The sequence below is a fragment of the Prevotella veroralis genome (assembly GCF_018127765.1).
Lineage (GTDB): Bacteria > Bacteroidota > Bacteroidia > Bacteroidales > Bacteroidaceae > Prevotella > Prevotella veroralis.
The window spans coordinates 564749-591298 of record NZ_CP072331.1; the positions used below are offsets into that span (position 1 = coordinate 564749).

Consider the following 26550-nt stretch of genomic DNA (forward strand, 5'->3'; position numbering starts at 1 on the left):
TTTGAATGCTGAGTTGGATAAAAACCTGCGATTGCCCTACAATAGAGGATATATAAAGAAGGACTTCTTTGGGTGTCTCTTCAACTAGGGAGTCCATCTCGTACATGGTCTAAAGGCAAATATGAAGGACAAGCTCATGCCCATATGGGACGAACTACTGCTTAGAAAGAGGTACATTATCGAGTGTATCAACGAGCTGCTTAAGAATAAAGCAAATCTCGTGTATTCGCGACATAGGTCCATACACAACTTTATGATGAATCTGTGCTCGGCACTCACGGCATACTGCTTCTTTGACAATAAACCGGAGGCACTACCAGTACAGATAGAGAAATCAGGACAATTGGAGCTCTTTGCATATTGACCTTATCCCGAACTCGTGTATATTATATTATTATTCGCATGAGACCATTTGAAGATTTTAAAAGACTGCCATGAAGGAGGCGCCAGATCGAGTATATTCTTGGAAGCAGGAACATCCAGAAGAATACTCACGTTTCTCTGTGGAATTGATAAAAATGGAGCACAATGACTTCAGTTGTCTTGAACGTATATTCAACTTTGACCGACATATGTACTTGCTGAATGCCGTAAATTGCTTACACCGTCCTCATAACTCAACAATATGGAACACGAATACAACACAGCCTACATCAAGGTGGAACTCATCCGTTCTCGCCATCTTGATCCAGATATTGCCTTTGTTGTGTTTCTCCTTGCCATCTGCGACTTCTCCGGGAAGAAATACAAGTATAATCCAGCCCAGGGAGTTGATTCTTTCATTTTGTACGAGAAGAAACAATTCGACGCCTCCAAGAGTTCAAAGTGGCAACGTGGAAGAAGGATTGTATCGTATTTGACAGAAGTGTTTAGGGCAATGCCAAATACAATAGGCAAACCCTAGCACAAGTATAGGTCTAGGAAAATAATGATTCACGACAAAAAGTGTAAAAGTATTGTAAAAAACCGAAGATTATCAATTTTGTTTTATAGAAAATGCCTGATTTTGTAAATCAAACTTTATAAGATTGTACGATTCTTATTAAATATAATTTATATGGGTGTCAGTAAAGATGTCATCAAACAGTGCCTGATTAGTAAGCAACGCGAAGTGGATGAGGCGGTGATTACGCACCGCCCCACAGACTTTGAAGAGAATGGCAACTATGTGATAGTTGGCGTGAGACATGCGGGTAAGTCGTACCTGCTGTATCAGCGCGTGCGTCAGCTGCAGGCGGCAGGAAAGGGATGGGACGAGATTCTGTTTGTGGACTTTGAGGATGAGCGTCTGGCGGAATTCCAGACGGAAGACTTTAACAGTCTGCTGGAAGCCCATCTGGAACTGTATGGTAAGAAGCCGGTGGTGTTTTTGGACGAGGTGCAGAATATTCCGCACTGGGACAAGTTCGTGCGGAGGTTGACTGATGCGAAATACAGGGTATATGTGACGGGCAATAATGCGAAGATGTTGAGCAAGGAAGTGGCAACTACGCTGGGAGGACGGTTCTTTATCTATGATGCGTACCCATATTCGTTCAAAGAGTATCTGGCAGCGCAGCAGGTAGAACTGAGGGAGCATTGGGAGTATGACACTATCCAGAGAAGCAAAGTAAAGCGGCATCTGAATGAGTACTTCTATTACGGCGGTCTGCCAGAGATATTGTCATTCAAGAATAAAAGGGCTATGCTTTCGAGTTTGTACCAGAAGATCTACCTGGGTGACATCTGTGCCCGAAACAACATTAAGAACGACAGGGTGTTGAACATTCTGATTAAGAAGATTGCAGAGAGCGTGAAGCAACCGCTGTCGTATAACAGGCTGAAGAACGTGATAGTGGCAACAGGGTCACCCATCAGTGTGCCTACTACGATAGACTATGCGGATTATGCCGCTGACAGTTGGCTAATACTGCCCATGGAGAATGAGATTGGGAAGCTGACGGAGATGGAGACGCAAAAGAAGTATTATTTTATAGACAACGGATTGCTGAATCTGTTCTTGATGAACTCAGAGACGTCGCTACTGGAAAACATGGTGGCGGTGGAACTATTCAGACGATACGGCAAGGAGAATGTGTATTATCTGAATGCTGACAAGGAGATAGACTTCATAGTACCTGACGAGAAGCTAGCCATACAGGTGTCCTACAGCATCAAGGATGAGACCACTTACAACAGGGAGTTGCCGCCACTGGTGAAGTATGCCAAGGCACACGAGGACTGGAAGTGTCTGCTGATTACATATGATGAGAAGGGCACGGAAGAGGGAATACCCGTGGTGCCGGTGTGGAAATGGCTGACAGAGGTGTAACTTCGGGTGAGACATCCGAAGGATGCTGAAACCACAGAGGAACGGTGGTAAGGAAGGACGGAATATGACGCAGGGTGAACGGTGGTTGTCTATATAATTTGCGAAAGTTTGTAAAAAATGTCGACTTTTGCTAATTACAATTTTGATAACATAATGATTTTCAATACTTTATTTTGATTAAAGGTTATGAATTAAGGAATGAAAGTACAGGAATCTAAAAAACAAGAAGTGGGTAAGGCTCAAGATGAAGAGATGCCTAAGGAATATCGAACTCTTCTGTCACCTTGTAACATACCTGCGGGTGACACATCTCACCTTGCCGTGGATGACCTGAAGTTTGCTTTGGAGCAAAGCGATTCCAGGAATATTGCTATTACCGGTCATTATGGCTCCGGTAAGAGTTCTGTTGCTAATACCTGTATAGATGAAATGGGAATAGCGAATAAAGTCTTTCGTATTTCCATGTCAACCTTTTCTCTACCTTCTGAAAATGAAGATCAGAATTCAAATGAGATTGAATACAAGATAGTCCAGCATCTACTGTATAAATGCGACAAAAATAAGATATCACATTCTGGGTTTAAACGCATCCACGAACCGGTCGTGAGAAATTATGGACAATACATCATTTGTATTCTTGTTGCTTTAGCTTGTTTTGTTATAGCATTTGAACCTTCCATTTTAAGAATTGATAGCTTCTACGATGGCTATTATAGATTTTTTGGAGAGAAGGTAGGATGGTGGATTAACCTTATAGCAGATGCTTGTTCAGTAGGCTATTTGGTTTGGTTTCTGTTCTGGGTTGGCAAAATAACAGCTTTGAAGCTAAATCAATTCAGAAATATTAAAATTGAAGCAAATGGTGTTAAGTTGGAAGCATCAGCAGATGTGGATGTGTCCGTATTCAATAAGTATCTGGATGAGATTATCTTTATCATACAAGAAAACCAATATGATTATATACTGTTTGAAGACTTAGACCGATTAGATAATTCTGACAAATTGTTTTTGAAGATTCGAGAGCTGAACATGTTGATTAATGAGTCGGAAACGTTTAAGAAGCGGAGGCGTATTGTTCGGTTCATATATGCAATTAGGGATGATGTCTTTACCAGGGATCTTAGGACAAAATGCTTTGACTATATTATTGCGGTTGTCCCTGTGATGGATCATTACAATGTGACCGACTATCTGATTAAACAGTATAAGAGTAAAGGTCTATTTAAAACCGTAGATACGCCGGTACTGGAACAGTTGTTGAGTAAGGTGACGGGACTGCGTGAGTTGAAGAACATAGTAAATGAATATACGCTTTTCCAGAAGAGTCTAAAGACGCATTTAAGTGGTGATGACGAGAACTACGAACAAAAACCTGCTTGCAGTTATTGTTTATAAGAACCTGTTCCCACAAGATTTTGCTAAGGCATATTTAAAGCAGGGATTGTTTTATGCGATTTTTAAGAACAAGTCATTATTTAGTGAAGACGAGACAAAGGAAATAAGGAAGAAAGCAAATGCCTCAATTCAAAGTATGAATGAGGCACGGGAGAAGATAATCAATATTAGAAAACAATACCTTGAAAAACTAAACGATCAGGTTGAAGTTACGACTCTGATAAAAAACGGCTATGATTATACCTTGGGACAGGTGGCAAGTAGGGATAATCTCTTTGAACTGTTTATTAACGATGAGTTTGATAGATATACTTACACTGACCATAACCGTGAGGAATTGGCAGTATGACCTATAATTTCGAATTTGATGAGATTGAGAAGAAAGTCACGGAGGATATAGGCTATTATGAGGCCATTGACGAGCATTCACAAGCATATAATAGGAGTAACGATGAAAGGCTGAAACTCGAAAAGGAGATAAAGGTAATCGAGAATACTGCTTTACGGGAAGTCTTAAGAAAGATAGGGGGAGAAAAAGCCCGTGTGATTTTCAATAAGATATACGTCAAAGAGTACACGGCCAAAGAAAATGAGTCTAAGACCATGAATAATGAAATGGTAGATACTCTATTAACCATGATTTATGGCGGGTATATCACTGAAGATTACTATCTCTATATTTCAAAATTCTATGAAGGATCTACATCTGAGAGTGATTATCAGTTTATCAATGCTGTTTTACAGGGTACTGAACGGGCGTACGATCATAAACTAAATAATGTCAAAAGTGTAATACGCAAGTTTAGAGTTGAAGATTTTAAGAATAATAGTATCCTTAACTATGATATTCTGAACTACTTGCTTGATAACAAAGAGGAACATTTCCTGACGAGTTTCATAGAAACCGCTCGAAAGAATCCTGAATTTATCGTGAGTTATTTCCAAATGTCGGAAAAAGTTAACGATCAGTTCTTTACTCGTGTGTTTGAAGGCTGGAATTCATGTGTTAACATCATTAAGGGACAAGAAAAAGCCGAGAATAGTGATGTATTACTGAGACTCTTCTTCAGAGAGTCTCCCATCTCTATAAAACTGAATGATGAAGAGATAAAGCATCTTGAGGGTAAATATGAGTTCTTGCATTCTAGTATTAAGTTCTATAAGCTTGCCAAACTAAAGAAGTTTATTAATAAGTACAATCTATGCTTTGAAACACTCGTAAAACCCAGCAAAGAATCACAGGATTTATATGAATATTGCTTGACTAATAAGGGATTCGTGATTAGTAAAAAAAATCTTGGTGTTATTTTGGGTGATAGTTTGACTAAGAAACCAATGACGGCTATTTTTAAACTGTCAAATGACAAGTTGAAGAAATACCTGCTAAATAACCAGAAGACCATAGCCACATGGTTTGAAACGAGTTGTAACGAGGAGAGTAAAGAGACGCTGGTGTATATGATAAAGGAGGCGGTTGGCGATGATGAATGGTTGACACAATATCTTAGCCAGCAATTATATGATTTTGATGATGTAAGCGACCTTGACACAAGAGCAGTGGGCTTGATTCTGGCTGCGGATAAGCTGGCAGTTGCATGGCATAGCGTTCTTGGCGCTTATCAAGTGTTAGGAACTTTGGATGATACTCTGAACGAATATTTGACAAGACATGCTACCATACTGTCAAAAGAAAGGTGTGTGGGGGATGAGAACCTGGTAACGTTGATGCATAAACAATTATTTACCGGTGAGAAACAACCCATGCTTGAGTTTGTGAAGTTGCTGCGTAGCTTTGATATGACATTTACCTTAGTTGAATTTGGAGAAATGGATGATGAAAGAATAGCCGAGGTAATAAGACAGAAAAAAGTGAGTGCAGACTCAGAAATATTTAAGCATTTGAATGTTAACTGCTCTGTTCAAGTAGCGGATGATTATCTCATTCTTCACTATGATGCACTCATGGATGATGAAACAATTGAGTGGAAAGAGTATATGAGGAATAGCATGGGTGTTCGTATCCTTAATAGTAAGTTGGCGCTGGAGCAAAAGAAACGATTCCTAAATGAATGCTTGTTTATAACGAAAGAGAGTCAGGACGCATGGGAATTGGCTAAACTGGTTTGCTTCTATTATAACCAGTGTGGTGTTGATGGGGCTAACAAGGATTTAGTAGTAATAGCATTAACTATTTATCAAGGTGGAGATAGTTGGGAACAAAAGATAACCCTCATTAATAAGTGCAATGCTACATGGGAATATAATACTGAACTGGAAAACAAACTTATAGATGGATTAGGAGGTGAGTATCACAAACTAACCTATGCTCGTGGTTGGGCTAGCTTTGATATAAATGAACATAATTTCACGTTGTTGGACTACCTAAAAAGGAAAGGGCATTATATAAGTAAGGTGGAAAAAAAAGATGGACAGTTTTATGTGACTTTCAAACATAGTTAGCATGACACAGGAAGAAAGATGGTCGGCAAGGTGCAGTAAGGTAATAGATTTCATGGAGAAGAACCATGGAAATCCATCACCTTATCGTTTAGAGGAGCATCTGTTCTTGAATTTTTCAGGCATAATAGAAAGTTAATGAATGGCTTTTCCTGATTTTCCTAAATACTTTTTTGTTATATTCACTACGCGAGTTCGGGATAAGGAAAGTCTTGTAAAAGTTGGTAATCTCGCTAAATTTTCGCATCTTTATAGATGAAAATCAATAGATTACAAAACTTTTAAACGATGCTAACCAAGCATATAGGAACATCAAGGAGTCCTATATCTGCTGCGTTGGTTGTCAACTAAAACAGGAGTTTCCGGATGCCGTTTCCTACAATCGATTCGTGGAACTCATACCACGTGTTTTCTTTAAGATGATGCTGTTCTTGAAGCTCTATGCCTTTGGCGGATACACCGGCATTTCGTTTATCGACAGCGAACATCTGTATGGCTTGACAACCTTGTGTTTTTCTCCATTTTTGTGCTGGTTATGAAATTTTATATGTACCTTTGTTGTCGTGAATAATGCATTGTTTCGCGACAAAAATAAAGTATAACTATGGGTAAAAGCATTGAAAGCAATATACTTATAAAGTCAAAAAAGTGCGGGAGAGGCTCTGTGTTTTTTGTAGGAGATTTTGTTTCGTATGGGAATCGAAATGCAGTCAATAAAGCTTTGGAGCGCCTCACGGAAAAAGGACTGATGATTAGGGTGGCACGTGGTATTTATTGCTACCCTAAAATAGAAAAGATATATAGGCTTGGAGTGGTTCCTCCATCACTTGAGGATATTGCCAAAGCAGTGGCAAAAAGGGATGGCGCAAGAATTGTCCCAACGGGACTTTTTGCCCAATACCAGTTAGGACTGACTCAACAGATACCGATGAACATAGCTTACTTAACCGATGGCGTCTCACGTACTATAAATCTTGGCGAAGGGAAAAACATAAAATTCAGGCGCGCCTCTCCCAGATATTTCTCCATCCGTAGCCAGTTAGCCCTTCTCTTAACAACAGCCCTTAAAGACTGGAAAGTAGAGAACCTGACTGATGAGCAGGTTGCTATCATTAAAATGAAGTTAAACGAAAATCCTCACCTTCAAGTTGCCGACCTCAAACTAATGCCTTCAAAGGTAAGGGAATTTATAGTTGGTCTATATGAATAGGTTTCTTGGATTATCCGACTCACAACGGAAAAGTGTCTATGAATCGGTTGCACATAAGGTAGGGTTGCCAAGAAATTGCGAAAGGCATCATCGCTTTTTGTTTTAGAGGAACTAACCCCTATGATTTGTGAAGAACTAAAAAGAAAAGGCTTGCAGTCGTTTGTCACAGTTAATGCTCAACCCAATGGCGAAGGTGACGCCACCTATCCCGAGCCACGTCAGATTTATCTTCACTATAAATCAGTTTTTGACAAGGGGCTTACATATCTCCGCCCTGATATTGTATTGGAAGTGAGTGCACGTTCATTGCTTGAACCGACAGAATCAATACAAATTAAAAGTATTATTGGAGAGCATCTTTCGATTACACCATTGGCTGACAGTGCCATTCATACTGCTATTCCCGCAAAGACATTCCTTGAAAAGGCGTTCTTGCTTCACGAACTATTCTCCATTCCCGGACACGGAATGATAGCAGAGCGCAAGAGCCGGCATCTTTATGACCTTTACGTCATGATGAATAAAGATTTTGCAAAGAAAGCCATTGCAGATGATGCATTATGGGAATCTATTCGTCACCATAGAGAAATTTATACTTCAGTGAAAGATGTGGATTATACTCCCGATGTACGCAAACGTCTCCGGATTGTCCCCCAGAAAGATATTCTTGAAGAATGGAAATCAGACTATCAGGCAATGATTGAATCAATGATTTATGGGAGAAAACCTTCATTTGAAGAACTATTAGATGCACTATCCGAACTTCAAGAAAGGTTTAGGATAAGCAAATAGTAAACAACACCAGTAATTTGTTAGATTTTGGCAATAATAAGCGTTATTTGCCAAAATCTAATAGAGAGAACTAAGGAATAACATTAAAGATAATGTCGCCATTTCGGTTTAAAACTCTGCGAATGTTTCTCCTCTTCTGAATCCTGAACAGAAAGGTTATCATTCCCCTTCCCGACAGAATGATTGTTGCCGGACAAGCCCTCTCCTTGTTTCATTTCTTCCTTTGCATCTTGTTCCTCTTCTGGAGGTGAAAGTGTTAAGGCTATTTTTCTGCCCAGCTCCGCAGCTTCACTTTTAAGTGTGCGAAGCTCGTCCTCCTTTTTCCAAGAACTGTTAGCAATATTAGTATAAACTTCTTTATTTGCCACAACCTTTGCCATTTCCTTCTCATGCGACTCTATCACCTTTGGGATACGCTCCAAGGCATTAATGAAGTTCTGACATGCAAGTTTCGGGTCAGTTGCCAACTTTCCATTATTGTAAGTGTAGTAGATAGACTCCTGCCCTTTCACAAAAAAGCGGTTCACTGAACAGTCAAACAAGTCTTTTGAAGTGCTCTCCGTCTTAACCATGATGGAAAAACCATAAACTTCACCGATTTTATTATACTCTCCTTTGGTGCGAGCTTTTTCGTCTATTTCTTGTAAACGTGCAGCTATGACCTTGATGTCGGTACTGTCTTCCACACCTTTGATTGTCAGTTTATTTATAGGTGTACCTTCCTCATTACGCTCCACACGCTTCTCAAAGAGAGCTAAGTCAGATTGTGCCTCCTTGATTTTGTCCGTATGGAAGGATACAGAACTCTCAATCTCAGCCAACTTGCTCGTTGCGGCATCACGCTCACGGAGAAAGTTCTTACGTTCTGATTCCAAGGTGGTAATCTTCTTATCCAATCTTGCTTTCTCTAAAAGGTCGGTATTACCTGAAAGCACTGCTACATACTCGGAGAAGTTCATGCCGCTGTCCTCATCCATCGAACCCTCATCGATGGTACGACTGCCAAGCGTGTTCGTCTTTAGCTGATTGATGAAGAGCTGCTTATTGTGCAGCAGGTTGAACTTGTAGCTATCCAAGGAACGTTCCACGGCATAGATAATCACATCAACCTTGTTGTCCGCAAACTCCTTGGCAATAAGATTTCCCTTGCGCACAGCTCGCCCGTTGCGCTGCTCCAAGTCCGAAGGTCGCCAGGGCGTATCCAAATGGTGGATGACCACGGCACGCTGCTGGGCATTCACACCAGTACCCAACATAGACGTAGAGCCGAAAATAATACGGATATCTCCACGGTTCATGGCATCTACCATTGCCTTCTTAGCTTTCTCGTTCTTGCATTCCTGAATGAAGCGTATTTCATAGGATGGGATATGATAGTCTTCCACCAACTTTCTCTTGATTTCCGAATAGACATTGAAGTCTCCACCGGGTTTGTAAGTACCTAAATCAGAGAAAACAAACTGTGTTCCTTTCTGTGCATCGTACTTTTGGTAATAGTCATTGAGCATCTTGGCGCAGTGGCTTGCCTTGTTGTCGATATGATCTGAGTAAGCATTTTCATCAATCATACGTAAATCAAGGCTCATCTTGCGGGCATAATCGGTAGCTAAGAATTAAGTGAAACAGAGGGAAACGCAGGGAATGTAACTATTTGAAATAGTGTTATTTAGCTTTTTCCTGCTATTTTGAGGGTAAGCGAAAACGAGCATCAAACGGCATGAGTTCCGTTACCAAATCGTAACCCATCAAGGGAAAAGCAAAAAGGGGTAACGAATTGAAGCTAAACAACTGTTTCATAGGTTTTTATTCCTCATCTTTCATTTTTCTGCATCGCTCAGGAATACTTGCTCATCTGTACCTTTGCAAACAAAGGAAATTTAGAAAAAACGACAGAAAAATGAAGGAAAACAAACTGAAAGTATCGTTCTTCGTTCAGGCGAAACGAACCGACAAGAAAGGACTTGTGCCTGTTATCGGGCGCCTCTCAGTAGGCAGAACCCATTCTGGCTTTTCTACCAAGTGCAAGACTCCGCTCACTCTTTGGGACAGTCGTAAGCAACGGCTCGTCGGCAAGAGTGCAATGGCGGTGTCTGTCAATCAGAAACTCGGTGAATGCACCGCACTCATTCACGCACGCTTTCACGAATTCAGTGAAAGAGAAGAAGCCTTTACCGCCACAGACGTGAGGGATGCCTATCAGGGGCAAATCCACCGCCAAGCCTTGCTCTTGGAGAGTTTTGGGGAGTATCTTACACAGACAAAGGAACGTATCGGCATTGATCGAGCCTTAAAGACGTTCAAACTCCGTACCTACCAACTCTCCCTGCTCCGTGAGTATGTGCAGAAGAAGCACAAAGTAAGCGATATTCCACTCTCACAGCTGGACAAAGCCTTTATCGAGGGCTTCGAGTATTATCTCACCATTGACCGAAAGCTGAAACGCAGTAGCATATCGAGTACCTTGTCTACTTTGCAGACCATCGTCCGCATGGCGGTGAAGAAAGGCGTGCTGGACTTCTATCCGTTCTTGGGCTACAGTTACGAGCGACCAAAAGGCGAGCCGAGAAGCATCACGCAAGACGAACTACAAAAGATAATTGACTTGGAGATTGAGTGGGAAAACTACCGCATTGTCCGTGATTTGTTCGTCTTCTCCTGCTTCACAGGACTGGCTATCTCTGACGTGCGCAATCTCAGAGAGGAAAACATCGTCTTTGAAGAGGGTGAACTCTGCATCAAGGGCAGACGCATGAAGACAAAGACTCCGTATCGTGTACAGGTACTTCCTCCTGCTCTGGAAATTATGAATCGCTATAGAGGCATAAGGGCAGGTTTTGTTTTTGACGTGCCGACTACCGACATTATCCTCAATGGCATGCACTACATACAGAGAAACATCGGGATGAAAACTCCGCTGACCTTTCACATGGCTCGCCACACCTTTGCATCGCTCATCACACTCTCGGCGGGTGTACCTATCGAAACGGTGAGCCGTATGCTCGGACACACAAATTTGAGAACAACACAAATCTATGCGGCGGTTTCCTCCGAGAGAATCCATCGAGATATGCAGAAAGTACAACAACGCATACAAGATACATTCACCTTAAAACTTTGACATTATGGCACGAAGCACATTCAAGACACTCTTTTATATCAACCGTTCCAAAGAGAAGAAGAACGGCAAATGCCCGATTATGGGGCGCATCACCATAGACAGAGAACAGGTACAATACAGCACGGGCAAGGAAATTGCTCCTGAACTTTGGGACAGCCATAAGGGACGATGCAAGGGAACAGGCGAAGAGACAAAGGAAATCAACCGCTATTTACAAAGCAAAGAGGAACAAGCCAAAGCAAAGTATCAGGAATTGATATGGCAACGTGGCTATATCACCGCCGAGCTCCTCAAACGTGAACTTATGGAAGAAGACAAGCCTAAAGGTTTTCTTTTGGAGGATACACGACTATTTATTGAAGAAAAGCGTCCATGCGTAGGACTGACGATTGCCAAGCCGACTTTTGCTAATTACATCTATGCAGCACAACTCATTAAGTCCTATCTGCGTGAACGCTTAGGTCAGGAAGATATTCGATACGCACAGTTGGACTATGGCTTTATCGAGGAGCTGGACTTCTACCTTAAATCAGAGCGCAATCTCTCCCTTGCCACCATTCAGATTGTTGTCATTTTCCTACGGAAACTCATCGGCATCGGGCAGCAGAAGAAATACATTCACATCGACCCCTTTGTGGACTACAAGGCGGAACTACCACATCGAACACGCAGGTATCTCACAACCGAGGAACTGCAACGAGTACTACAAACGCCCATTATTGACAAGCAGTTTGAGCGTGCAAGGCAACTGTTCCTTTTCTGCGCCTTCACGGGGCTGGCTCGTGTGGATATGCAACGGCTCAAACCGAAGCATATCATCCGTAATGCAGATGGTACAGAGGAAATCCGCATCAAAAGGCAGAAAACGAATGTGGAAGCCATCATTCCACTTCTGCCCATTGCCAAGCAAATCCTTTCGCTCTATATCAAGGGCAAGAAAGCGGACGACTTGATATTCCCCAATCTTACAATAAGGAAGGCATCCTTTGCGTGTGTGAACATCGGGCAGATATGCCGGATAGAGAAAGGCTTGACCTTTCACATGGCTCGCCACACATTCTCGACCACAATATGTCTTTCCAATGGTATTTCGATGGAAACGCTCAGTAAGATGCTCGGACACAGTAATATCGGTACGACACAAATTTACGGAAAGATAACTGACCATAAGATACAAGAGGATATGACTGCACTCACTCATAGAGAGCATTCAACCTTTGAGAATTACTGTGAATCGATTGCACGGCAGAGCCAGTGAAGCAACAAGTTTAAGGAAGTAATTACCAAATATATTTTATTCATGATTTAAGAAGTAAGTTTACGCTTTATAAACAGCCTTACGCAAAGCCCCTGAAGCCGTAATCGATCGGGCAAAGATATGGCGGTTGCCTTTACTTTCTTGCAAGGTCAAGTCCTGCTGATGGAGCGGAAAATCTCCACCGCAGGGCTTTTCTCTTCTGTCTGCCGAGAACGTTTTCATTCAAGCCCAATTTATTGTACGGTTGTATTTTTCGCTCCAACCTTGCGAAAGTAGGCTGACCGCCAAAGAGAAATGCCCGAACGAATACGGCATACTCAGGCTCTTTTGAACGCAAGCGATAAAATAAATATTCTACCTGTCAATCGTACGGACGATTTATCTATCGAACCACAGAGAGATAGATAAATCTTATATTCGTCCAAACAGTCTATCGTTCGAACTATCTATTTGTCGAATTATCGGACGATCGATATGTCGAATTGTCGAACTCTCGAGAGTTACCTGCTTTCATATTCGTTGATATGAAACGAACCGGCACCTCTTCTCATTACCGCAATCATAATATTCTTATACAGAACATGAGAGTTTTTCTGCAACGGCTCCAAATCTGCTTTGGAAAGCTACCAACCTTTGCGCTTAAAGCTTGTGAGCTTTCTTTAAAAAGCTTATAAGCAATCTGCAAAAAGCTTATAAGTAATTCACAAAAAGCTTAGGAGCTTTTCAGACGGACAAATTAACTTCTCTTATCTTCCCTCTATTTCCTTGCTTTTCTGCGTTCCTTTGTTCTATGTCGTTCTACGCTTACCTTTGTACACGATAATAGCGGCAACAGACTGTATATGAGTTTGTTTGCCAAGTAACAATAACGTAATCAAAATAAAAAGAATGCAATGAAACTTATCATTATCGACTGCAAGACATGGGAGCAGCACTGCTCCGACTTTGCAGACTTTATCCATCGTATCGAACAACTCATCGGCAATCCGCCCGAAAAGGACGAATGGCTCGACAACGAAGCCGTATGTCGCAGACTCGGCATCAGCAAGCGTACCCTGCAATCATACAGAGATACGGGTAAAATTTCTTATTCAATGATTGGACACAAGTGTTATTACAAGGAGAGTGACATCACAGATTTACTGAACGCAAAAACTGAATGAACTATGATAGAGAACGAAATCGTTACACAGAAAGACCCTCAGATGCAGATGTTTTCTCAGTTGATGCAGGGCACATTGAAGAAGTTGGAGCGTTATTGCTTGGCGGCTCGCCCTATGCTTGGCGGAGAGGTTTACCTCACGGGCGAGGAAGTTTGCAGCCTGTTACGTCTGAGTACCCGCACACTTCAAGACTATCGGGACAGCGGAACGATAGCCTACTGTAAAATCGGCGGCAAGATACTCTACAGGCAAAGCGACATACAAGCTATGCTCGAAAGACATTATTACCCAAAATCCAAGAAGCCATGACAACCATAGAAGAAAAGAGAAGGCAGCGTTTGGAACAAGCCCTTCGAGATATGGGCAATTATGGCGTTAAGCTCCGCAAGCCCGAAGAGTTGCCCGATTTTGACCAGCCCGTAGATTATGAAGAGGAAAAGAAAAGATTTGAGCCTGTTAAAGTTGAGGAACAAAATGACAAGGAGAGTCACAAGGACTATTCTCAACCGTCCTATCAAGAAACAGAGTTGTCACCAACGGAAAGGGCTACTTCTACCGAAGAGAATCATCAACGAATGGGAAAAACAAGGGACAGGAAGCAATTATCCGAGTTTCAGGGGAAATATCTTCAGCCCTTTCGCAACAGTCACCGCAAAGCCGTGTATGTATCAGAGGAAACTCAAAGGAGACTTGACTATGTGGTGCGGAAGATTGGCGAGCAGGGAGCAAGTATTTCGGGATATGTGGAGCAGGTGCTTCGAGAACATCTCGACCAATACAAAGATGATGTGGAAAGATGGCGGAAACTCTGAAGTACTGCATTCCTCGAATGCAAGCCTACGCTGAGAGGGTGTGTCAAAATGGACACATCCTCTTTTCTACTCCTCTTTACTTCATCTACCGCATAATTCGTTATTTACTGCAGCTATGCCGCTAATTTCATATAAAATGATTTGTTGGGCTTCCAATAGCTTATATAAACTTCTATAGAGCATCTGAAGGTGACTAAAAGTACCTCCATAATAGCTTTTAGCTCCTTGAGATTATTTTTTTTGCACATTTTTCCTATGTTAAAGGCAATAGCAAAGAAGGCAAAGTCCATATTGACCTTGTCTTTTCCCAAATGCCTAAATCTCTTGTAGACTTTATTATATTTTGTTTGTCCAAAAACAGCTTCAGGTTCTATGCACCTTCGTCCTCGATGCTTGATGCCTTCTTCCGAGGTCAGTAGTTCCCGTGCCTTTTGTTTATAGTGCTGTAGTTGATGGTTTACTTCTATAATTCTGTTCCCTCTTGCCTTAAAACATGAGCCTCTCAACGGACAACCATCACAGCGTTCTGCCTGATAACGTACACTGTAAGTAACGAATCCATTAGAGGTTAGGGAACGCTTCATGCCTATACGCTTCATATGCTGTCCCATAGGGCAGACGTAGAAATCCTGTTCCTTATTATAATAAAGGCTTGCAGGACAGAATGGGTTAGGTGTATAGCGTGGATGCTGCTCTTTATGGAAGTAGTTATACTTCACATAGGCTTCCATATTATGTACGTCCATGAACAGATAGTTCTCCTCGGAGCCATACCCTGAATCGGCTACGACTGTCTTGGCATAACGATGGTAACGTGAGTTGAAGGACTCCAAGAAAGAAGGAAGTGTAAGCGTATCTGTACGGTTAGCATAGAGTGCAAAGTCGATGATAAACTGGTTCTCAGTTGCTATCTGCAGATTATATCCAGGCTTAGTCTGTCCGTTCCGCATAGCATCCTCCTTCATGTGCATAAACGTAGCATCAAGGTCGGTCTTGCTGTAGGAGTTTCTCTCCCCCATAATCTCAAGGTGTTGGTCATACTCTTGGAGTTTATTACGTTTCTTCTCAAGCTCTTTAAGCTGTTTTTTCTTGGTTCTAACAGCCTGCTTCTCTTCTTTTGTCTTAGGCTCAGGGGATGATTCCAAAGACTTGTTCAATTCCTCGGATATCTCATCGAGCAGAGCTGCAGTAAACTCGACACCTTCTGTCTTAGCGGCATTGTCCTGCGCTATGACATCATCAACCTGGAGCAAGAGTGTGCGTATTTGTTCCTGCAACTTGGCGCGGTTCTTTTCCACGGTTCTCTTCCAAACGAAGGTATACTTGTTGGCTTTCGATTCTATTTTTGTGCCGTCAATATATTCAACGTCAAGACTTATCAAACCTTTGGCTGCAAGTACTAATACCACTTGTGTGAAGATATTGTTGATTTCCTTTTTCACACGATTACGAAAACGATTGATGGTAATAAAATCAGGCTGCTCATATCCTGCCAGATAGATGAAATGAATGTCACGCTTGAGAAGCGACTCTATACGACGGCAGGAATAGATATTATTCATATAGGCGTAAAGAATCACCTTGAGCATCATTTGTGGATGATAAGGCTTGCGACCACTGGGCTTATAAAGCTTGTAGACATTATCCAACATAAGATTATCCACCAAGGCGTCTAAAAGACGAACAGGATCATCTTCTGCGATATCCTTATCGATTCTTTGAGGAAAAAGAATCATTTTCTTGTGTATGTAAGAACGAAAGTGTACCTTTGTCATAATGAGATTTTTTTGTATGCCTAAAGGTACAAAAACTTTAGGAAATAGCAAAGCCCTGGCTTGAGAAAGTCGGGGCTTTGTGCATAAAAAAGAGTGTGTGGCTATTTTGACACACCCTCACGGCATGGGCTTATAATCCCATTTTCTACATTAGCAAGGTGTGTCTTTGTACCACAAACTATCGTTTGTACCACAAAGACCCTTGCCCCGAAGGGGGGATTAAATCACTCCAAAGTCGTGATTAAAAAGCAATGAAAAAGCAGAAACAAAAGAAGCCAGACGGCAGATGTGCCACCTGCCCACGATGGGATAGATGGCACATCAGAATAACTAATTCCGAAGATCAGAAAAGTTAATCAAGCTTTAGCGAAAGTCGGGAGCAAAGACAAAGAGCGACTACCTCAGAGGTCTCCTGCTGAACGAATCCTTTAAGGTCATCATAGAGGATACGACAGTCCAGCCCTATCTGAGAGAGTTGGACAATATTGTAACCTTAACAAGAAAAATAGGAGTTCTCTACAATGAAGCCGTCAAGACACTCAGCAGCTATCACACAGTTGCCACAACCCAAAGAATGATACGTAGGCTCGAAATCTATTCCGAGGCACTCTTCAAATTGCAAATACAGGCAATACTGCTGACAATAGCTTTTGATACTAAGGAGGCTACCAAGTAATTACCTTGTCCACAATAGCCTGTTGTTCGCAAGCTGTGCGACGCAAGTAGATACGAGTGGTCTCGATACTCTCATGCCCCATCAGGTCTGCTAATAGAGCTATGTCGTTGAACGCTTCCAAGAAATTCTTAGCATACCGATGGCGGAAGGAGTGAGGATAAACGACATTGGTGTTTAGACCATAACGCTCGGCATAATTCTTGAGTTGCTGGGCTATCCCTCTTGTCGTGATGCGCTCTCCAAAACGATTGCGGAAGATGTAGCCAGTGGTTTGCTGTGTTTCTTCAAACCACTTTTCAGCCTCATCCCTTAAATGCCTAGGGATAAATAGTCGTCTAACCTTTCCACCCTTGGAATAAATGTCAAAGTAGCCGATACGAACATGTTCGACTTTGATTTGAATAAGTTCACTAACACGAGCACCAGTAGCGGTTAGGAAACGTACAACAAAATACCACATTAGACTCTCCTCTTGTTTGAGTTTCTTCTTGAAGAAGATGTAATCCGCTTGACTGATTACATTTTCCAAGTAGGAGCGTTGTTGAACCTTAACTGATTTTAGGCGAAGCTTTGGTTTGCCAACGTGTTCCAAGAACTTATTCAGGGCTTGAATACGAAGATTTACAGTCTTAGGTCTAAACTGTTCAATAATATTAGCTTTGTACAAAAGTAAATTTCGCTTATTCAGCGTTTTGTGCTTGGAGAAGTAGTCATTGACAGCATAAACGTATGCTGAAATGGTATTCTCCGCCATGTTGCTCTCTCTGAGAGCTGTCTTAAATGATTCTACCATAATTGTAAATTTTAAATTCTGAGAATATTCTCTTATATTATGGTAGAACAACTTTCCCTAATTCCTATTATGAGAAGTTTGCCGATGGTAAGGTGGTCTGCATAGATGATGAGATACCGTTTGAGATACCTTTAACGTGGGCATGGGTAAGGCTTAACTTTGTTTCTATAATTGCACGCGGTAGTTCCCCTCGCCCAATCAAAGAATATCTAACAGATTCTTTAGATGGTATAAATTGGATTAAGATTGGCGATACAGAGAAGGATGGGATGTATATCAATTCTACAAAAGAGAAAATTACAGTTGAAGGACTCTCAAAAAGCCGTTTAGTACATAAAGGTGACTTCCTTCTAACCAATTCTATGAGTTTTGGTAGACCATACATTACAAATGTGGACGGTTGCATTCATGATGGTTGGTTGGTGATATCTCCAATTGGAACATCTTTTAAACAAAAGTTTTTGTATTACCTCCTTTCTTCTGGCTATGCTTTTTCTCAGTTTGCAGGGAAGGTTAGCGGAGCGGTCGTAAAAAACCTTAATAGTGACAAGGTTGCTGAGGCAATGTTCCCTTTACCACCATATAATGAACAACAAAGGATTCTCGATAAACTTGATGTACTTGTACCGAAAATAAATACTTATGGAATAATGTCTGATGCTATATATGACATGAATACATCTTTAAGGTCTAAACTCCATAAATCCATACTTCAAGAGGCTATCCAAGGCAAGCTTATTCCACAAGACCCAAATGATGAGCCAGCATCTGTTCTTCTTCAACGTATTAAAGAAGAGAAACAAAGACTTGTTAAGGAGGGGAAATTGAAAAAGAAAGACGTAGTTGATTCTATCATCTATAAAGGTGATGATAACAAGTATTATGAGCAGGTAGGAAAGAGTATAACGGAAATTACAGAAGAGATTCCTTTTAGCATACCTGATAGTTGGACATGGAGCAGGCTGTCTGGAGTAGCAAAGATTATTATGGGGCAATCACCTGACGGGAATGATGTATTTGAAGCTGAAAAAGAAGATAATGCGTATGAATTCCACCAAGGAAAAATATACTTTACAGAAAAGTATATTTCTCCTTCAGGTAAATGGTGTAAGAATCCACCTCGCATAGCAAATATAGGGAGTCTTTTAGTTTGTATTAGAGCCCCAATTGGAGATGTCAATATTGTACAACGTCAAATTGCGATTGGTAGAGGTCTCGCAGCTATAATAGGTTATGCCAAAATAAAGACAGATTTCTTATACTATTGGATACTCGCTCATAAGAAAAATTTGATTGAAAAAGGAACTGGTAGCACTTTTAAAGCTATCACCTTGGATGTCTTAAAAGATTTGATAATTCCAATTCCTCCACTTGCCGAACAGAAACGTATATCAAGCAGAATAGAATTACTATATAATAAGATAGAGAACAATTAGCCCTTTATCTCGTTCACTATGATGTCTATTTTACGAGCGATTCTTATTTGCTCTTGATATGGTGGAATACCAATCAAGAGGGAATAGAATATTTCTTTGTTCAGATGCGGTATAGCTGCCCCTTTTTTAGAGTTACGTAGCAGTTCCTTGTAGAATTGAATAAAGTAAAGAACGTATGGTTGGTGCATAGCTTCACTTATCCAAAGTTGTTTAAAAGTGCTACCCATATAGCCGTCATGAGGAACAGTAAAAACTTCACCTGAGTTTTCTCCGTCTACAAGAATGATGTTATTTCCCTTGGCTACAAACTTCCCTTTGTCCAAATAAGTACCTGTAGATTTACCACGCAAATACTTGGCATCAAGACAAATATGTTGACCTTCTTTCTTTTCACCATCAATGAGCCTGCAAATATGGGAAAGTTTAACAACTGCCCATGTATTTGGAAAGTCATAATCTGATTCAATTTGGATAGCTGTTCCATCTACCTGCTCATAATACTTGTTATCATCACCTTTGAAGATTAAGGAATCCACGATATCTTTTTTTTTCAACTTGCCATCCTTAACAAGCTTTAGCCTCTCCTCTCTAATGCGTTGAAGAAGAACGGATGCTGGCTCATCATTTGGATCTTGCGGAATAAGTTTACCCTGCATGGCTTCTTGTAAGATACTTTTACGCAGGTTTGTGTATAGCGTTTTTGTAAGAGCCTCTAATCTTGATTTGTTCTTTTCATATCTTACATATAGAGGTTGAATTTTATCAACCTTTTGTAAAATACGTTTCTGCTCATTATGCGGAGGAAGAACTAATAGAATCGAATTCATTTTTTCTTGATTCATTTTTGGTTGAGCGGTTCCCGTCACATAATCTACTAATGAAATAGAATTAATATAAAGACAAATATATTGCATAAATATGGAGTCAATGCAATCAAGAACATGTGCATGATTATTTACCCAATACTTTCCTGTTGCAATATAAGCAATAGGCTTACTTCTATTTATTAGATTAGCACCGTCTTCACCTATAAGTAATAAATCTTTGTTAAACAGGTATTTATCAACTTTATCAATAACTCCTGATGCCCCATAATAATCATATATTTTAGTCAACTTGTTCCTTTCTGCAACTGATAGGGGAATCCTTTCACTATCTCGATTATACATCACACTTCCAAACCGAGCTAATTCCCACCCCTGCGGTATCTCAAACGGTATTTCATCATCTATGCAAACCACCTTACCATCGGCAAACTTCTCATAATAGGAATTGTCCTCACCACGGTAAATGATAGATTCTTTCTTATCTTTCTTGATTTTTCCTTCCTTTACAAGTCTTGCCTTTTCTGCACGAATCTTTTCAAGCAGTACGGATGCTGGTTCATCATTAGGGTCTTGCGGTACAAGTTTTCCCTGTATCGCCCACTGAAGTATGCTATTTTTTAATTGTTTACCATTCATCGTATTCCTATTAATTTAGAAGTCTTCGTCTTTCTTTTTCTCCTTCAGATAAAATTGATATAGCTTTTTCCCAATTTTATCTTTTTGGAATGTACGTTCATGATTCATAGGTGTCATAGACAAACGAATTTTGGCAACACCTTCATTCAAAACCTCAAATTGCAGTGGAGTAATTTTAAATTGTGCAGTGGAAGTTATTTCTGTTACAGGAATTACGATATTACCACTAATGAGACCTGCCGATTGACTTCGATCTCCTATCACTTTCCCTTTCAGTTCAAGATATTCACCAGTGAATGTCTTAATCTTCATAGTTGGCTCGTTAAGAAAAGTCATTCTGTCTGAGCTAACTGTGGCAACTATAGAATATTCAGTTCCTTGTTTTGCCACACTATACTTCATATTGCAGCCTTCGGCGGCAAATGCTTTATAAGTATAACCTACAGTCTGAGCTTGGGCTATAAGTCCAAAACACATACAGAGCAGAAATAGTATTTTCTTTATTATCTTCATAATCAGTCCATTTTATTGTAATCTTCACCATTTATACCTAACTCACCATCACCTATTGCATTCGCAATGTCTATCTTCAGCTCTTCATCATAATCCTGTCCTGACATGAATGATACCATTATTCGTAAAAGCATATCTTGGGAAATATGCGAAGCGGCAACATGATATACGATTGCTTCTAACTGGCGCATGAAAATGCAAGCCTCCCATTGGTAATTGTTCTTATGTAGGAAATATGCTCCTAAAGTCAAAGCTATACGCTTATTCCCATCATTGAAATAATGTCCAGAACAGAATCTGAAGACAAGACTGGAAAGCTTTTTGGTAAATGTTGGATAGTAATCATCATTCTGAATGGAATCAAGTGTGGCAAGTATGCCACCCTCATCCCGAACTCCAACAAAGCCTCCACCACTGGCATCTATCATTTTGCGATAAACCTCCAATGCTTCCTCGTAGCAAATGTAGTGTATTTCGTTATTCATCCTCTGCCTGTTTTAACCGTTTGAGTACATCCTTATTGTTTTCCAATATACGGTCGAAATCTACCGACTGGTCACCTATAAATCGTTCAAATTCTTCAGGAGACACAGCTTGTAGATATTCGCCAATATTGCCATGATAGGCATCACGGAAACTAAAATCACGCGAAGCCATTTTGCTTCTGGCGTCATTGAGATAAGGCTTCTGCATCGGATGTTCTGCCAGTTCTCCAACTATCCGTTCAACTTCCTCAATGGTAAGTTTCACTTTACCGTTCTGTTTGCATTCTTCTTGTATCACTGCGCCAACGCCATTCTCAAAAGACGAAATTACCAATAGAACCTCTGCGTACAATGTATGTCGCACGTTATCTTTACTGTCAAGACGTAGTATTTCTCGGTATTCTTTCGCATTCTCCTTGAAAACTGCTTTGTAGATAAGATCTGTCACTTGGGCGTACTTGTATGTTTGGTGCCCTTGTACATATTGGCTGATTACCGATGTGAGATTCTTTCGATAATTTTCTTCTGTTATAGCAGCTGGAATATAATTTCTATCCCTTCTGTTGATGAACTTTGTCCCTCCACCTGTTTTTTCATGTATTGTAGCAATAACCAAATCAAGAATCATACTACGCAATTTCTTTGCCCTTTCACTCTCTGTGAGCAGCATACCCATATTAAGGAATGCTCTGAAATTAAAGAGACCTAACTGAGTAGTTTTGCTCGCCTCATTAATAAGGTGAGCAAATTGTAACTTAAACTCTTTCAGTGATTTACCCTTACATAAAACATAGCCATTATGCTTTAGCTCATCACCATTAGAAGCAAGGTATCTATCAATGGTGGAAACATCTACACCATAAATTTCGGCAACCATTTTTTTTGTCAACCAATATTCTCCTTCAAAGAGCATACCTGGAATATCAAGTTGCTCCTGTATTTTATTGATAGCAAAACGATTATTGAGTACGTTTTGGCGTTCAATATTTGAAACTGTCAAGTCTTTCATTGTCCGTCAAATTAAAGTTGCTTATCTATATTGATTTCTATTCCTAAAATCTTCTGTATTTCCGCCAGCGTCTTATCTATCTCATCGTCAAGTGCCTTACGCTTCATGAAATAGTTAGCAAGGAGTTCGGCTGGAGGAAGTATCTCTTCCTCATCCTTAGGAAACTTGCATTGATCGAAGTTAAAATCCAACTCAGCCAATTCTTTGGCAGTAAAGCAGCGAGCTTTCTCTCCCAATTCATCCGAAGCTATTTCCTTACGATCATTCCACCAATCACAGATAGGTTGGCAATGCTCCAATCTCATTGACTTTGTCTTGGAGAAATGCTTATACCCTTCTGGCATATCAAGACGATAGAACCATGTTTTATTGGTAGAGAAGCCTTCGTCAGCTCCCTCAGCTCGTTCATTATTGAAGAACAGGATATTTGTTGCGATACTGGTATAAGGTGCAAAGATGCTACCTGGCAAACGAATAATAGTGTGGAGATTAAAATCTCGAAGCATCTTTTGCTTGATAGCCAATTTTGCTCCATCCGTACCAAAGAGGAAACCATCAGGAACAATGACAGCTGCACGTCCATTAGCTTTCAGTCTATACATGATAAGTACCATGAATAGATCTGCTGTCTCACTTGAACGAAATTCCATTGGGAAATTACTTTTAGAGGCAGCATCAGTACTTCCACCGTATGGCGGATTCATTGCGATCACATTTACCTTGTCTCCTTCCTTGAAATCAGACATCTTTGTTCCCAGCGAATCACAATGACGGATATTCGGCGATTCTACGTCATGCAAAAGAAGATTAGTAATAGAGAGAAGGTAAGGTAGAGGTTTCCACTCATGTCCAATAACAGCCTTTTGAAAGAGTCTCCTATCATCGGTAGTTTTTACTTGTTTCTGTAAGTAATTCAAAGCAGAAGTAAGGAATCCTCCAGTTCCCGATGTGAAATCGCCTACGGTTTCACCAAGTACAGGAGAAAGCTGCTGGATGATAAAATCAGTCAATGCACGAGGAGTATAGAACTCTCCAGCATTACCTGCCGATTGGAGGTCTTTAAGTATACCTTCATAGATGTCACCAAACATATGTCGATCGGTTGCATCATCAAACTCTATCTCGTTGATGACATTGACAACCTGACGCAGCAGGATGCCATTCTTCATATATTGGTTCAAATCCTCAAACACCTCTTTTACAATAGCTTTGCTACGAGGAGTTTCACGTGTCACCTCAAGCCCTTTTAAGGTAGGGAATAGTTTATCGTTGATGAAAGAAAGCAAGGCATCACCAGTCATGGCGTCACCATCTTTCTCATCTATTGCCCAATTCCTCCACCGTAATTTTTCAGGAATTATGGATTCAAAGGTTGTGCGTTCCTTGCTGGCTTTATATTCCCATGTTTCCTCTTGAGTGTCATACACCTTTAGGAAAAACATCCATGTCATCTGCTCAATACGTTGTGCATCTCCATTGATACCCGCATCTTGACGCATGATATTTTGCAGACGCTTTACTATATTATTTACTGCCATTTTTATGCTGTCTTATATATTTCGTTTTCAAGCTCTTTCAAAGCCTGTTCATATTTATCTATTCCCCCAAATAGTTTCACTATCTTTTGTGGTTTGCCTATCTTATTGAATGGAGCAGTATCAAGAATATCGGAGTCTTCAAGATTCAAAATACCATAATCCGCATATTTATCGAGAAGAGCCTCTAACACTTCTCGCGCCTTACCTTCATATTTGGCAAAGTAATTCCGCTTCTTGACATTATTTGCCCTTTCACGTCTTGCCATAGGTGGTTGGTCGTATGCCACATGACATATCACATCGAAGATGTCTGCATGCGCCAATGCTGGATTCTTTTCTCTAACAGCATCAACAAGAACACTATAGTCTTTCAGTTCATCAACAATTACTTTCTTTCGCTCTGCTTCTGTCCAATTCTTTACAAAATCATTTAAGGTAGCATAACGCTTTCGAATCTGCTTACGCGTATAGTCTGTTACACTTTCTGTACGCATAGTTCTACCATCTTCACCAAGAACACTCACAATTTCCGTAGTGATAGCTATATGTTCACCCTCCACAAGATACTTAACCCGTTGAGGTTCAGAGACAATAGTTGGCGACTTATCAGGTATGGTATAAATCTTCGGACCTTTTCCTTGTGGCGGCTCGGGGTCGCCATCAAATTTTGGGTCTTTGAATTTAGCAGTGGCATTGCGGAAATCCAATATTTCCAAATGCCATTTTCCCTTGTCAGTTCTTAGACGTGTACCACGTCCTATGATTTGTTTGAACTCCGTCATAGACCCAATTTCTTTATCAATTACAATAAGCCCACAGGTCTTGCAGTCTACACCAGTAGCAAGTAGTTCAGACGTTGTAACGATTGTCGGATAAGCCTGGTCTACATCAATAAAGTTGTCTAACTGCTTCTTTCCCACATTGTCATCACCAGTTATACGCATAACGTAACGTGGATCTCTGTTACAAAGGTCTGTATTCAGGTTGACTAATAAACTCCTCATTGCCTCTGCCTCGTCAATGTCTGTACAGAACACAATTGTCTTAGTCATTCTGCCTATCTGTTTCAGCATCTTTGTAATACGCTTGGCAACTATCTCCCTGCGCTTGGTGAAGGCTATATCTCTACCAATATCCTTACGCTCATACAAACGTTGCACTATATCCCTGCCCAGCAAGTCTTTCTCGTCATCGCTTGGCTTGAAACCTTGGAGATCTATGCTAATATAGGAATTCGTTACTCGATAAGGAGCAAGGAAGCCATCCTGTATTCCTTGTAAGAGTGAATAGGTAAACACAGGTTCACCAAAGTAATCAAGGTTATTAGCTCCATTCTCAGCCTTTGGCGTAGCAGTCATACCGATTTGAGTTGCAGTACTGAAATACTCAAGTACTTTGCGCCATGCACTATCATCTTTCGCACTACCACGGTGGCACTCGTCAACAATTATAAGATCAAAGAAAGTTGGCTGAACTTGTTTAAAAGGATCTTCCACTCCTTCTTCATTAGAAACCAATTGATGATATAAAGCCATATGGACTTCATAGGCAGAGTCGATGGTTGCACCTTGTATTTTGGTCATAACCTTTTTAAAAGGTTTGAAGTCCTGTACCATCGTTTGGTCTATCAGAATATTACGGTCTGCAAGGTATAATATTTTTTTCTTTGTGCCAGAAGCTTTCAAACGATGAATGATTTGAAAGGCAGTAATAGTCTTGCCTGTACCCGTAGCCATAACAATCAGCACCCTATCTCTACCTTTGGCAATGGCTTCAACAGTACGCTCTACTGCTATACGTTGATAATATCGAGGCTCATAGGTATATGAATCAGAATAGAACGGTTGCTCTATGATTTTCAAAGCCTCGTTATTCAACTGTTTAGCATTGATAATCCGTTGATACAAAGCATCAGGCGTTGGAAACTGTTCCAATGAAAGTTCAGTTTCTTTCCCAGTCAGGAAATCATGCTCTAAAAATCCATCTCCGTTAGAACTGTATGCAAAAGGAATATCAAGAATCTGAGCATATTCCATTGCCTGCTGCATTCCTCCTCCAAGTGGTTTATTATTATCTTTAGCTTCTATAATAGCGATAGGCTTATTAGCAGCATGAAACAAGAGATAGTCAGCCTTCTTACCTGTTTGACGTGCATGCACCTTACCTTGGAAAATAACCCTACCATCAGTAAAGTAATATTCCATTCGGATATGTTCATTCTTCCATCCTGCCTTATTAATTGCAGGTGTGATGAAACGCAACTTTATATCTTCTTCTGTCAAATCCTTTTTACTCATAATTCTTGCCTGTATCATCTTCACATAGTATTTTATTATGAGAAGTTTA

23 protein-coding genes and 4 pseudogenes are annotated in these 26550 nt (G+C 40.6%); 17 read left to right on the top strand and 10 right to left on the bottom strand.

Going from position 1 to position 26550, the window contains the following annotated elements:
• Positions 1–40: 40 nt before the first annotated feature.
• The 10 genes and pseudogenes from J5A55_RS10410 to J5A55_RS10445 all read left to right on the top strand — a co-directional run.
• Positions 41–364: pseudogene (locus J5A55_RS10410) on the top strand (transposase); the annotation flags it as partial.
• Positions 365–625: 261 nt separating this feature from the next.
• Positions 626–904, top strand: coding sequence for a hypothetical protein (locus J5A55_RS10415; protein WP_019968928.1), 279 nt, complete (start codon positions 626–628; stop codon positions 902–904).
• A gap of 153 nt (positions 905–1057) precedes the next feature.
• Positions 1058–2311, top strand: coding sequence for an ATP-binding protein (locus tag J5A55_RS10420; RefSeq protein ID WP_004384059.1), 1254 nt, complete (start codon positions 1058–1060; stop codon positions 2309–2311).
• Between the two features lie 198 nt (positions 2312–2509).
• Entirely contained in the window at positions 2510–3706 is a 1197-nt protein-coding gene (locus tag J5A55_RS10425) for a YobI family P-loop NTPase (RefSeq protein ID WP_004384058.1), read from the top strand.
• Positions 3660–4055, top strand: coding sequence for a hypothetical protein (locus J5A55_RS10430; RefSeq protein ID WP_004384057.1), 396 nt, complete (start codon positions 3660–3662; stop codon positions 4053–4055). Before J5A55_RS10425 ends, J5A55_RS10430 begins: the two co-directional genes overlap by 47 nt.
• The gene (locus J5A55_RS10435; RefSeq protein WP_004384056.1) at positions 4052–6166 is read left to right on the top strand and encodes a hypothetical protein; all 2115 of its coding nucleotides are present in this window, start codon (positions 4052–4054) and stop codon (positions 6164–6166) included. The genes J5A55_RS10430 and J5A55_RS10435 overlap by 4 nt, the downstream gene beginning before the upstream one ends.
• 1 nt (position 6167) lies before the next feature.
• Positions 6168–6302, top strand: coding sequence for a hypothetical protein (locus J5A55_RS12490; protein WP_004384055.1), 135 nt, complete (start codon positions 6168–6170; stop codon positions 6300–6302).
• A 163-nt stretch (positions 6303–6465) separates the two neighbouring features.
• Positions 6466–6645: pseudogene (locus J5A55_RS12585) on the top strand (IS982 family transposase); the annotation flags it as partial.
• Positions 6646–6767: 122 nt separating this feature from the next.
• Positions 6768–7373, top strand: a complete 606-nt coding sequence (locus J5A55_RS10440) for a DUF6088 family protein (RefSeq protein WP_004384053.1) — start codon at positions 6768–6770, stop codon at positions 7371–7373.
• A 120-nt stretch (positions 7374–7493) separates the two neighbouring features.
• Entirely contained in the window at positions 7494–8165 is a 672-nt protein-coding gene (locus tag J5A55_RS10445; RefSeq protein WP_004384052.1) for a nucleotidyl transferase AbiEii/AbiGii toxin family protein, read from the top strand.
• 83 nt (positions 8166–8248) lie between these two features.
• On the opposite strand, the pseudogene J5A55_RS10450 reads toward J5A55_RS10445, so the two are convergent.
• Positions 8249–9775 (bottom strand): annotated as a pseudogene (locus J5A55_RS10450) (helicase-related protein); the annotation flags it as partial.
• Positions 9776–10062: 287 nt separating this feature from the next.
• Here J5A55_RS10450 and J5A55_RS10455 point away from each other — a divergent pair.
• On the top strand, positions 10063–11283 hold the full coding sequence (locus J5A55_RS10455) for a site-specific integrase (RefSeq protein ID WP_004384050.1): 1221 nt from the start codon (positions 10063–10065) through the stop codon (positions 11281–11283).
• Between the two features lie 4 nt (positions 11284–11287).
• Entirely contained in the window at positions 11288–12541 is a 1254-nt protein-coding gene (locus J5A55_RS10460; RefSeq protein WP_004384049.1) for a site-specific integrase, read from the top strand.
• A gap of 60 nt (positions 12542–12601) precedes the next feature.
• On the opposite strand, the gene J5A55_RS10465 is transcribed toward J5A55_RS10460, so the two are convergent.
• Positions 12602–12763 carry a hypothetical protein gene (locus J5A55_RS10465; protein ID WP_004384048.1) on the bottom strand — a complete coding sequence of 54 codons (162 nt, stop codon included), beginning with the start codon at positions 12761–12763 and terminating at the stop codon, positions 12602–12604.
• A 671-nt stretch (positions 12764–13434) separates the two neighbouring features.
• Between J5A55_RS10465 and J5A55_RS10470 the strand changes: the two genes are divergently transcribed.
• Genes J5A55_RS10470 through J5A55_RS10480 form a run of 3 tightly spaced genes read left to right on the top strand, consistent with a single transcriptional unit; the run spans position 13435 to position 14516 of the window.
• Complete coding sequence (locus J5A55_RS10470; RefSeq protein WP_082239140.1) at positions 13435–13704, top strand: helix-turn-helix domain-containing protein; 270 nt, start codon at positions 13435–13437, stop codon at positions 13702–13704.
• Between the two features lie 3 nt (positions 13705–13707).
• Positions 13708–14013 (top strand): helix-turn-helix domain-containing protein, encoded by a 306-nt coding sequence (locus tag J5A55_RS10475; protein ID WP_004384045.1) that lies wholly within the window; start codon positions 13708–13710, stop codon positions 14011–14013.
• Positions 14010–14516, top strand: coding sequence for a DUF3408 domain-containing protein (locus tag J5A55_RS10480; protein ID WP_004381924.1), 507 nt, complete (start codon positions 14010–14012; stop codon positions 14514–14516). Before J5A55_RS10475 ends, J5A55_RS10480 begins: the two co-directional genes overlap by 4 nt.
• Before the next feature lie 113 nt (positions 14517–14629).
• Here the strand turns inward: J5A55_RS10480 and J5A55_RS10485 are convergent, their stop codons facing one another.
• Complete coding sequence (locus tag J5A55_RS10485; RefSeq protein ID WP_211802930.1) at positions 14630–16291, bottom strand: IS1182 family transposase; 1662 nt, start codon at positions 16289–16291, stop codon at positions 14630–14632.
• A gap of 251 nt (positions 16292–16542) precedes the next feature.
• Here J5A55_RS10485 and J5A55_RS10490 point away from each other — a divergent pair.
• Positions 16543–16967: pseudogene (locus J5A55_RS10490) on the top strand (plasmid mobilization protein).
• Here the strand turns inward: J5A55_RS10490 and J5A55_RS10495 are convergent.
• A complete protein-coding gene (locus J5A55_RS10495; RefSeq protein WP_004384038.1) occupies positions 16957–17760 on the bottom strand; it encodes a tyrosine-type recombinase/integrase in 804 nt (267 codons plus the stop codon). The pseudogene J5A55_RS10490 and the gene J5A55_RS10495 overlap by 11 nt on opposite strands.
• A 92-nt stretch (positions 17761–17852) precedes the next feature.
• On the opposite strand from J5A55_RS10495, the gene J5A55_RS10500 reads away from it, so the two are divergent.
• On the top strand, positions 17853–19196 hold the full coding sequence (locus tag J5A55_RS10500; protein WP_211802943.1) for a restriction endonuclease subunit S: 1344 nt from the start codon (positions 17853–17855) through the stop codon (positions 19194–19196).
• On the opposite strand, the gene J5A55_RS10505 is transcribed toward J5A55_RS10500, so the two are convergent.
• Genes J5A55_RS10505 through hsdR form a run of 6 tightly spaced genes read right to left on the bottom strand, consistent with a single transcriptional unit; the run spans position 19193 to position 26501 of the window.
• A complete protein-coding gene (locus tag J5A55_RS10505; RefSeq protein ID WP_249118607.1) occupies positions 19193–20659 on the bottom strand; it encodes a restriction endonuclease subunit S in 1467 nt (488 codons plus the stop codon). The genes J5A55_RS10500 and J5A55_RS10505 overlap by 4 nt on opposite strands.
• A gap of 15 nt (positions 20660–20674) precedes the next feature.
• The gene (locus tag J5A55_RS10510; protein ID WP_004384035.1) at positions 20675–21172 is read right to left on the bottom strand and encodes a hypothetical protein; all 498 of its coding nucleotides are present in this window, start codon (positions 21170–21172) and stop codon (positions 20675–20677) included.
• Positions 21173–21174: 2 nt separating this feature from the next.
• Positions 21175–21657, bottom strand: a complete 483-nt coding sequence (locus tag J5A55_RS10515) for a type II toxin-antitoxin system death-on-curing family toxin (RefSeq protein WP_004384034.1) — start codon at positions 21655–21657, stop codon at positions 21175–21177.
• Positions 21650–22666: a hypothetical protein gene (locus J5A55_RS10520; RefSeq protein ID WP_004384033.1), complete on the bottom strand. Its 1017-nt coding sequence runs from the start codon at positions 22664–22666 to the stop codon at positions 21650–21652. The genes J5A55_RS10515 and J5A55_RS10520 overlap by 8 nt, the downstream gene beginning before the upstream one ends.
• A gap of 11 nt (positions 22667–22677) precedes the next feature.
• Positions 22678–24204, bottom strand: a complete 1527-nt coding sequence (locus J5A55_RS10525) for a class I SAM-dependent DNA methyltransferase (RefSeq protein WP_004384032.1) — start codon at positions 24202–24204, stop codon at positions 22678–22680.
• 2 nt (positions 24205–24206) lie between these two features.
• Positions 24207–26501 carry an EcoAI/FtnUII family type I restriction enzme subunit R gene (gene hsdR, locus J5A55_RS10530; protein ID WP_039851507.1) on the bottom strand — a complete coding sequence of 765 codons (2295 nt, stop codon included), beginning with the start codon at positions 26499–26501 and terminating at the stop codon, positions 24207–24209.
• Between the last annotated feature and the right edge of the window lie 49 nt (positions 26502–26550).

Coding starts and splice junctions, on each gene's coding strand:
- J5A55_RS10525 (WP_004384032.1), bottom strand. CDS start 24,204: ATGGCAGTAAATAATATAGTAAAGCGTCTGCAAAATATCATGCGTCAA.
- J5A55_RS10495 (WP_004384038.1), bottom strand. CDS start 17,760: ATGGTAGAATCATTTAAGACAGCTCTCAGAGAGAGCAACATGGCGGAG.
- J5A55_RS10435 (WP_004384056.1), top strand. CDS start 4,052: ATGACCTATAATTTCGAATTTGATGAGATTGAGAAGAAAGTCACGGAG.
- J5A55_RS10445 (WP_004384052.1), top strand. CDS start 7,494: ATGATTTGTGAAGAACTAAAAAGAAAAGGCTTGCAGTCGTTTGTCACA.
- J5A55_RS10520 (WP_004384033.1), bottom strand. CDS start 22,666: ATGAAAGACTTGACAGTTTCAAATATTGAACGCCAAAACGTACTCAAT.
- J5A55_RS10430 (WP_004384057.1), top strand. CDS start 3,660: ATGACGAGAACTACGAACAAAAACCTGCTTGCAGTTATTGTTTATAAG.
- J5A55_RS10465 (WP_004384048.1), bottom strand. CDS start 12,763: ATGAAAACGTTCTCGGCAGACAGAAGAGAAAAGCCCTGCGGTGGAGAT.
- J5A55_RS10420 (WP_004384059.1), top strand. CDS start 1,058: ATGGGTGTCAGTAAAGATGTCATCAAACAGTGCCTGATTAGTAAGCAA.
- J5A55_RS10515 (WP_004384034.1), bottom strand. CDS start 21,657: ATGAATAACGAAATACACTACATTTGCTACGAGGAAGCATTGGAGGTT.
- J5A55_RS10425 (WP_004384058.1), top strand. CDS start 2,510: ATGAAAGTACAGGAATCTAAAAAACAAGAAGTGGGTAAGGCTCAAGAT.
- hsdR (WP_039851507.1), bottom strand. CDS start 26,501: ATGAGTAAAAAGGATTTGACAGAAGAAGATATAAAGTTGCGTTTCATC.
- J5A55_RS10485 (WP_211802930.1), bottom strand. CDS start 16,291: ATGACAAAGGTACACTTTCGTTCTTACATACACAAGAAAATGATTCTT.
- J5A55_RS10415 (WP_019968928.1), top strand. CDS start 626: ATGGAACACGAATACAACACAGCCTACATCAAGGTGGAACTCATCCGT.
- J5A55_RS10440 (WP_004384053.1), top strand. CDS start 6,768: ATGGGTAAAAGCATTGAAAGCAATATACTTATAAAGTCAAAAAAGTGC.
- J5A55_RS10505 (WP_249118607.1), bottom strand. CDS start 20,659: ATGAATGGTAAACAATTAAAAAATAGCATACTTCAGTGGGCGATACAG.
- J5A55_RS10470 (WP_082239140.1), top strand. CDS start 13,435: ATGAAACTTATCATTATCGACTGCAAGACATGGGAGCAGCACTGCTCC.
- J5A55_RS10510 (WP_004384035.1), bottom strand. CDS start 21,172: ATGAAGATAATAAAGAAAATACTATTTCTGCTCTGTATGTGTTTTGGA.
- J5A55_RS10460 (WP_004384049.1), top strand. CDS start 11,288: ATGGCACGAAGCACATTCAAGACACTCTTTTATATCAACCGTTCCAAA.
- J5A55_RS10455 (WP_004384050.1), top strand. CDS start 10,063: ATGAAGGAAAACAAACTGAAAGTATCGTTCTTCGTTCAGGCGAAACGA.
- J5A55_RS12490 (WP_004384055.1), top strand. CDS start 6,168: ATGACACAGGAAGAAAGATGGTCGGCAAGGTGCAGTAAGGTAATAGAT.
- J5A55_RS10475 (WP_004384045.1), top strand. CDS start 13,708: ATGATAGAGAACGAAATCGTTACACAGAAAGACCCTCAGATGCAGATG.
- J5A55_RS10480 (WP_004381924.1), top strand. CDS start 14,010: ATGACAACCATAGAAGAAAAGAGAAGGCAGCGTTTGGAACAAGCCCTT.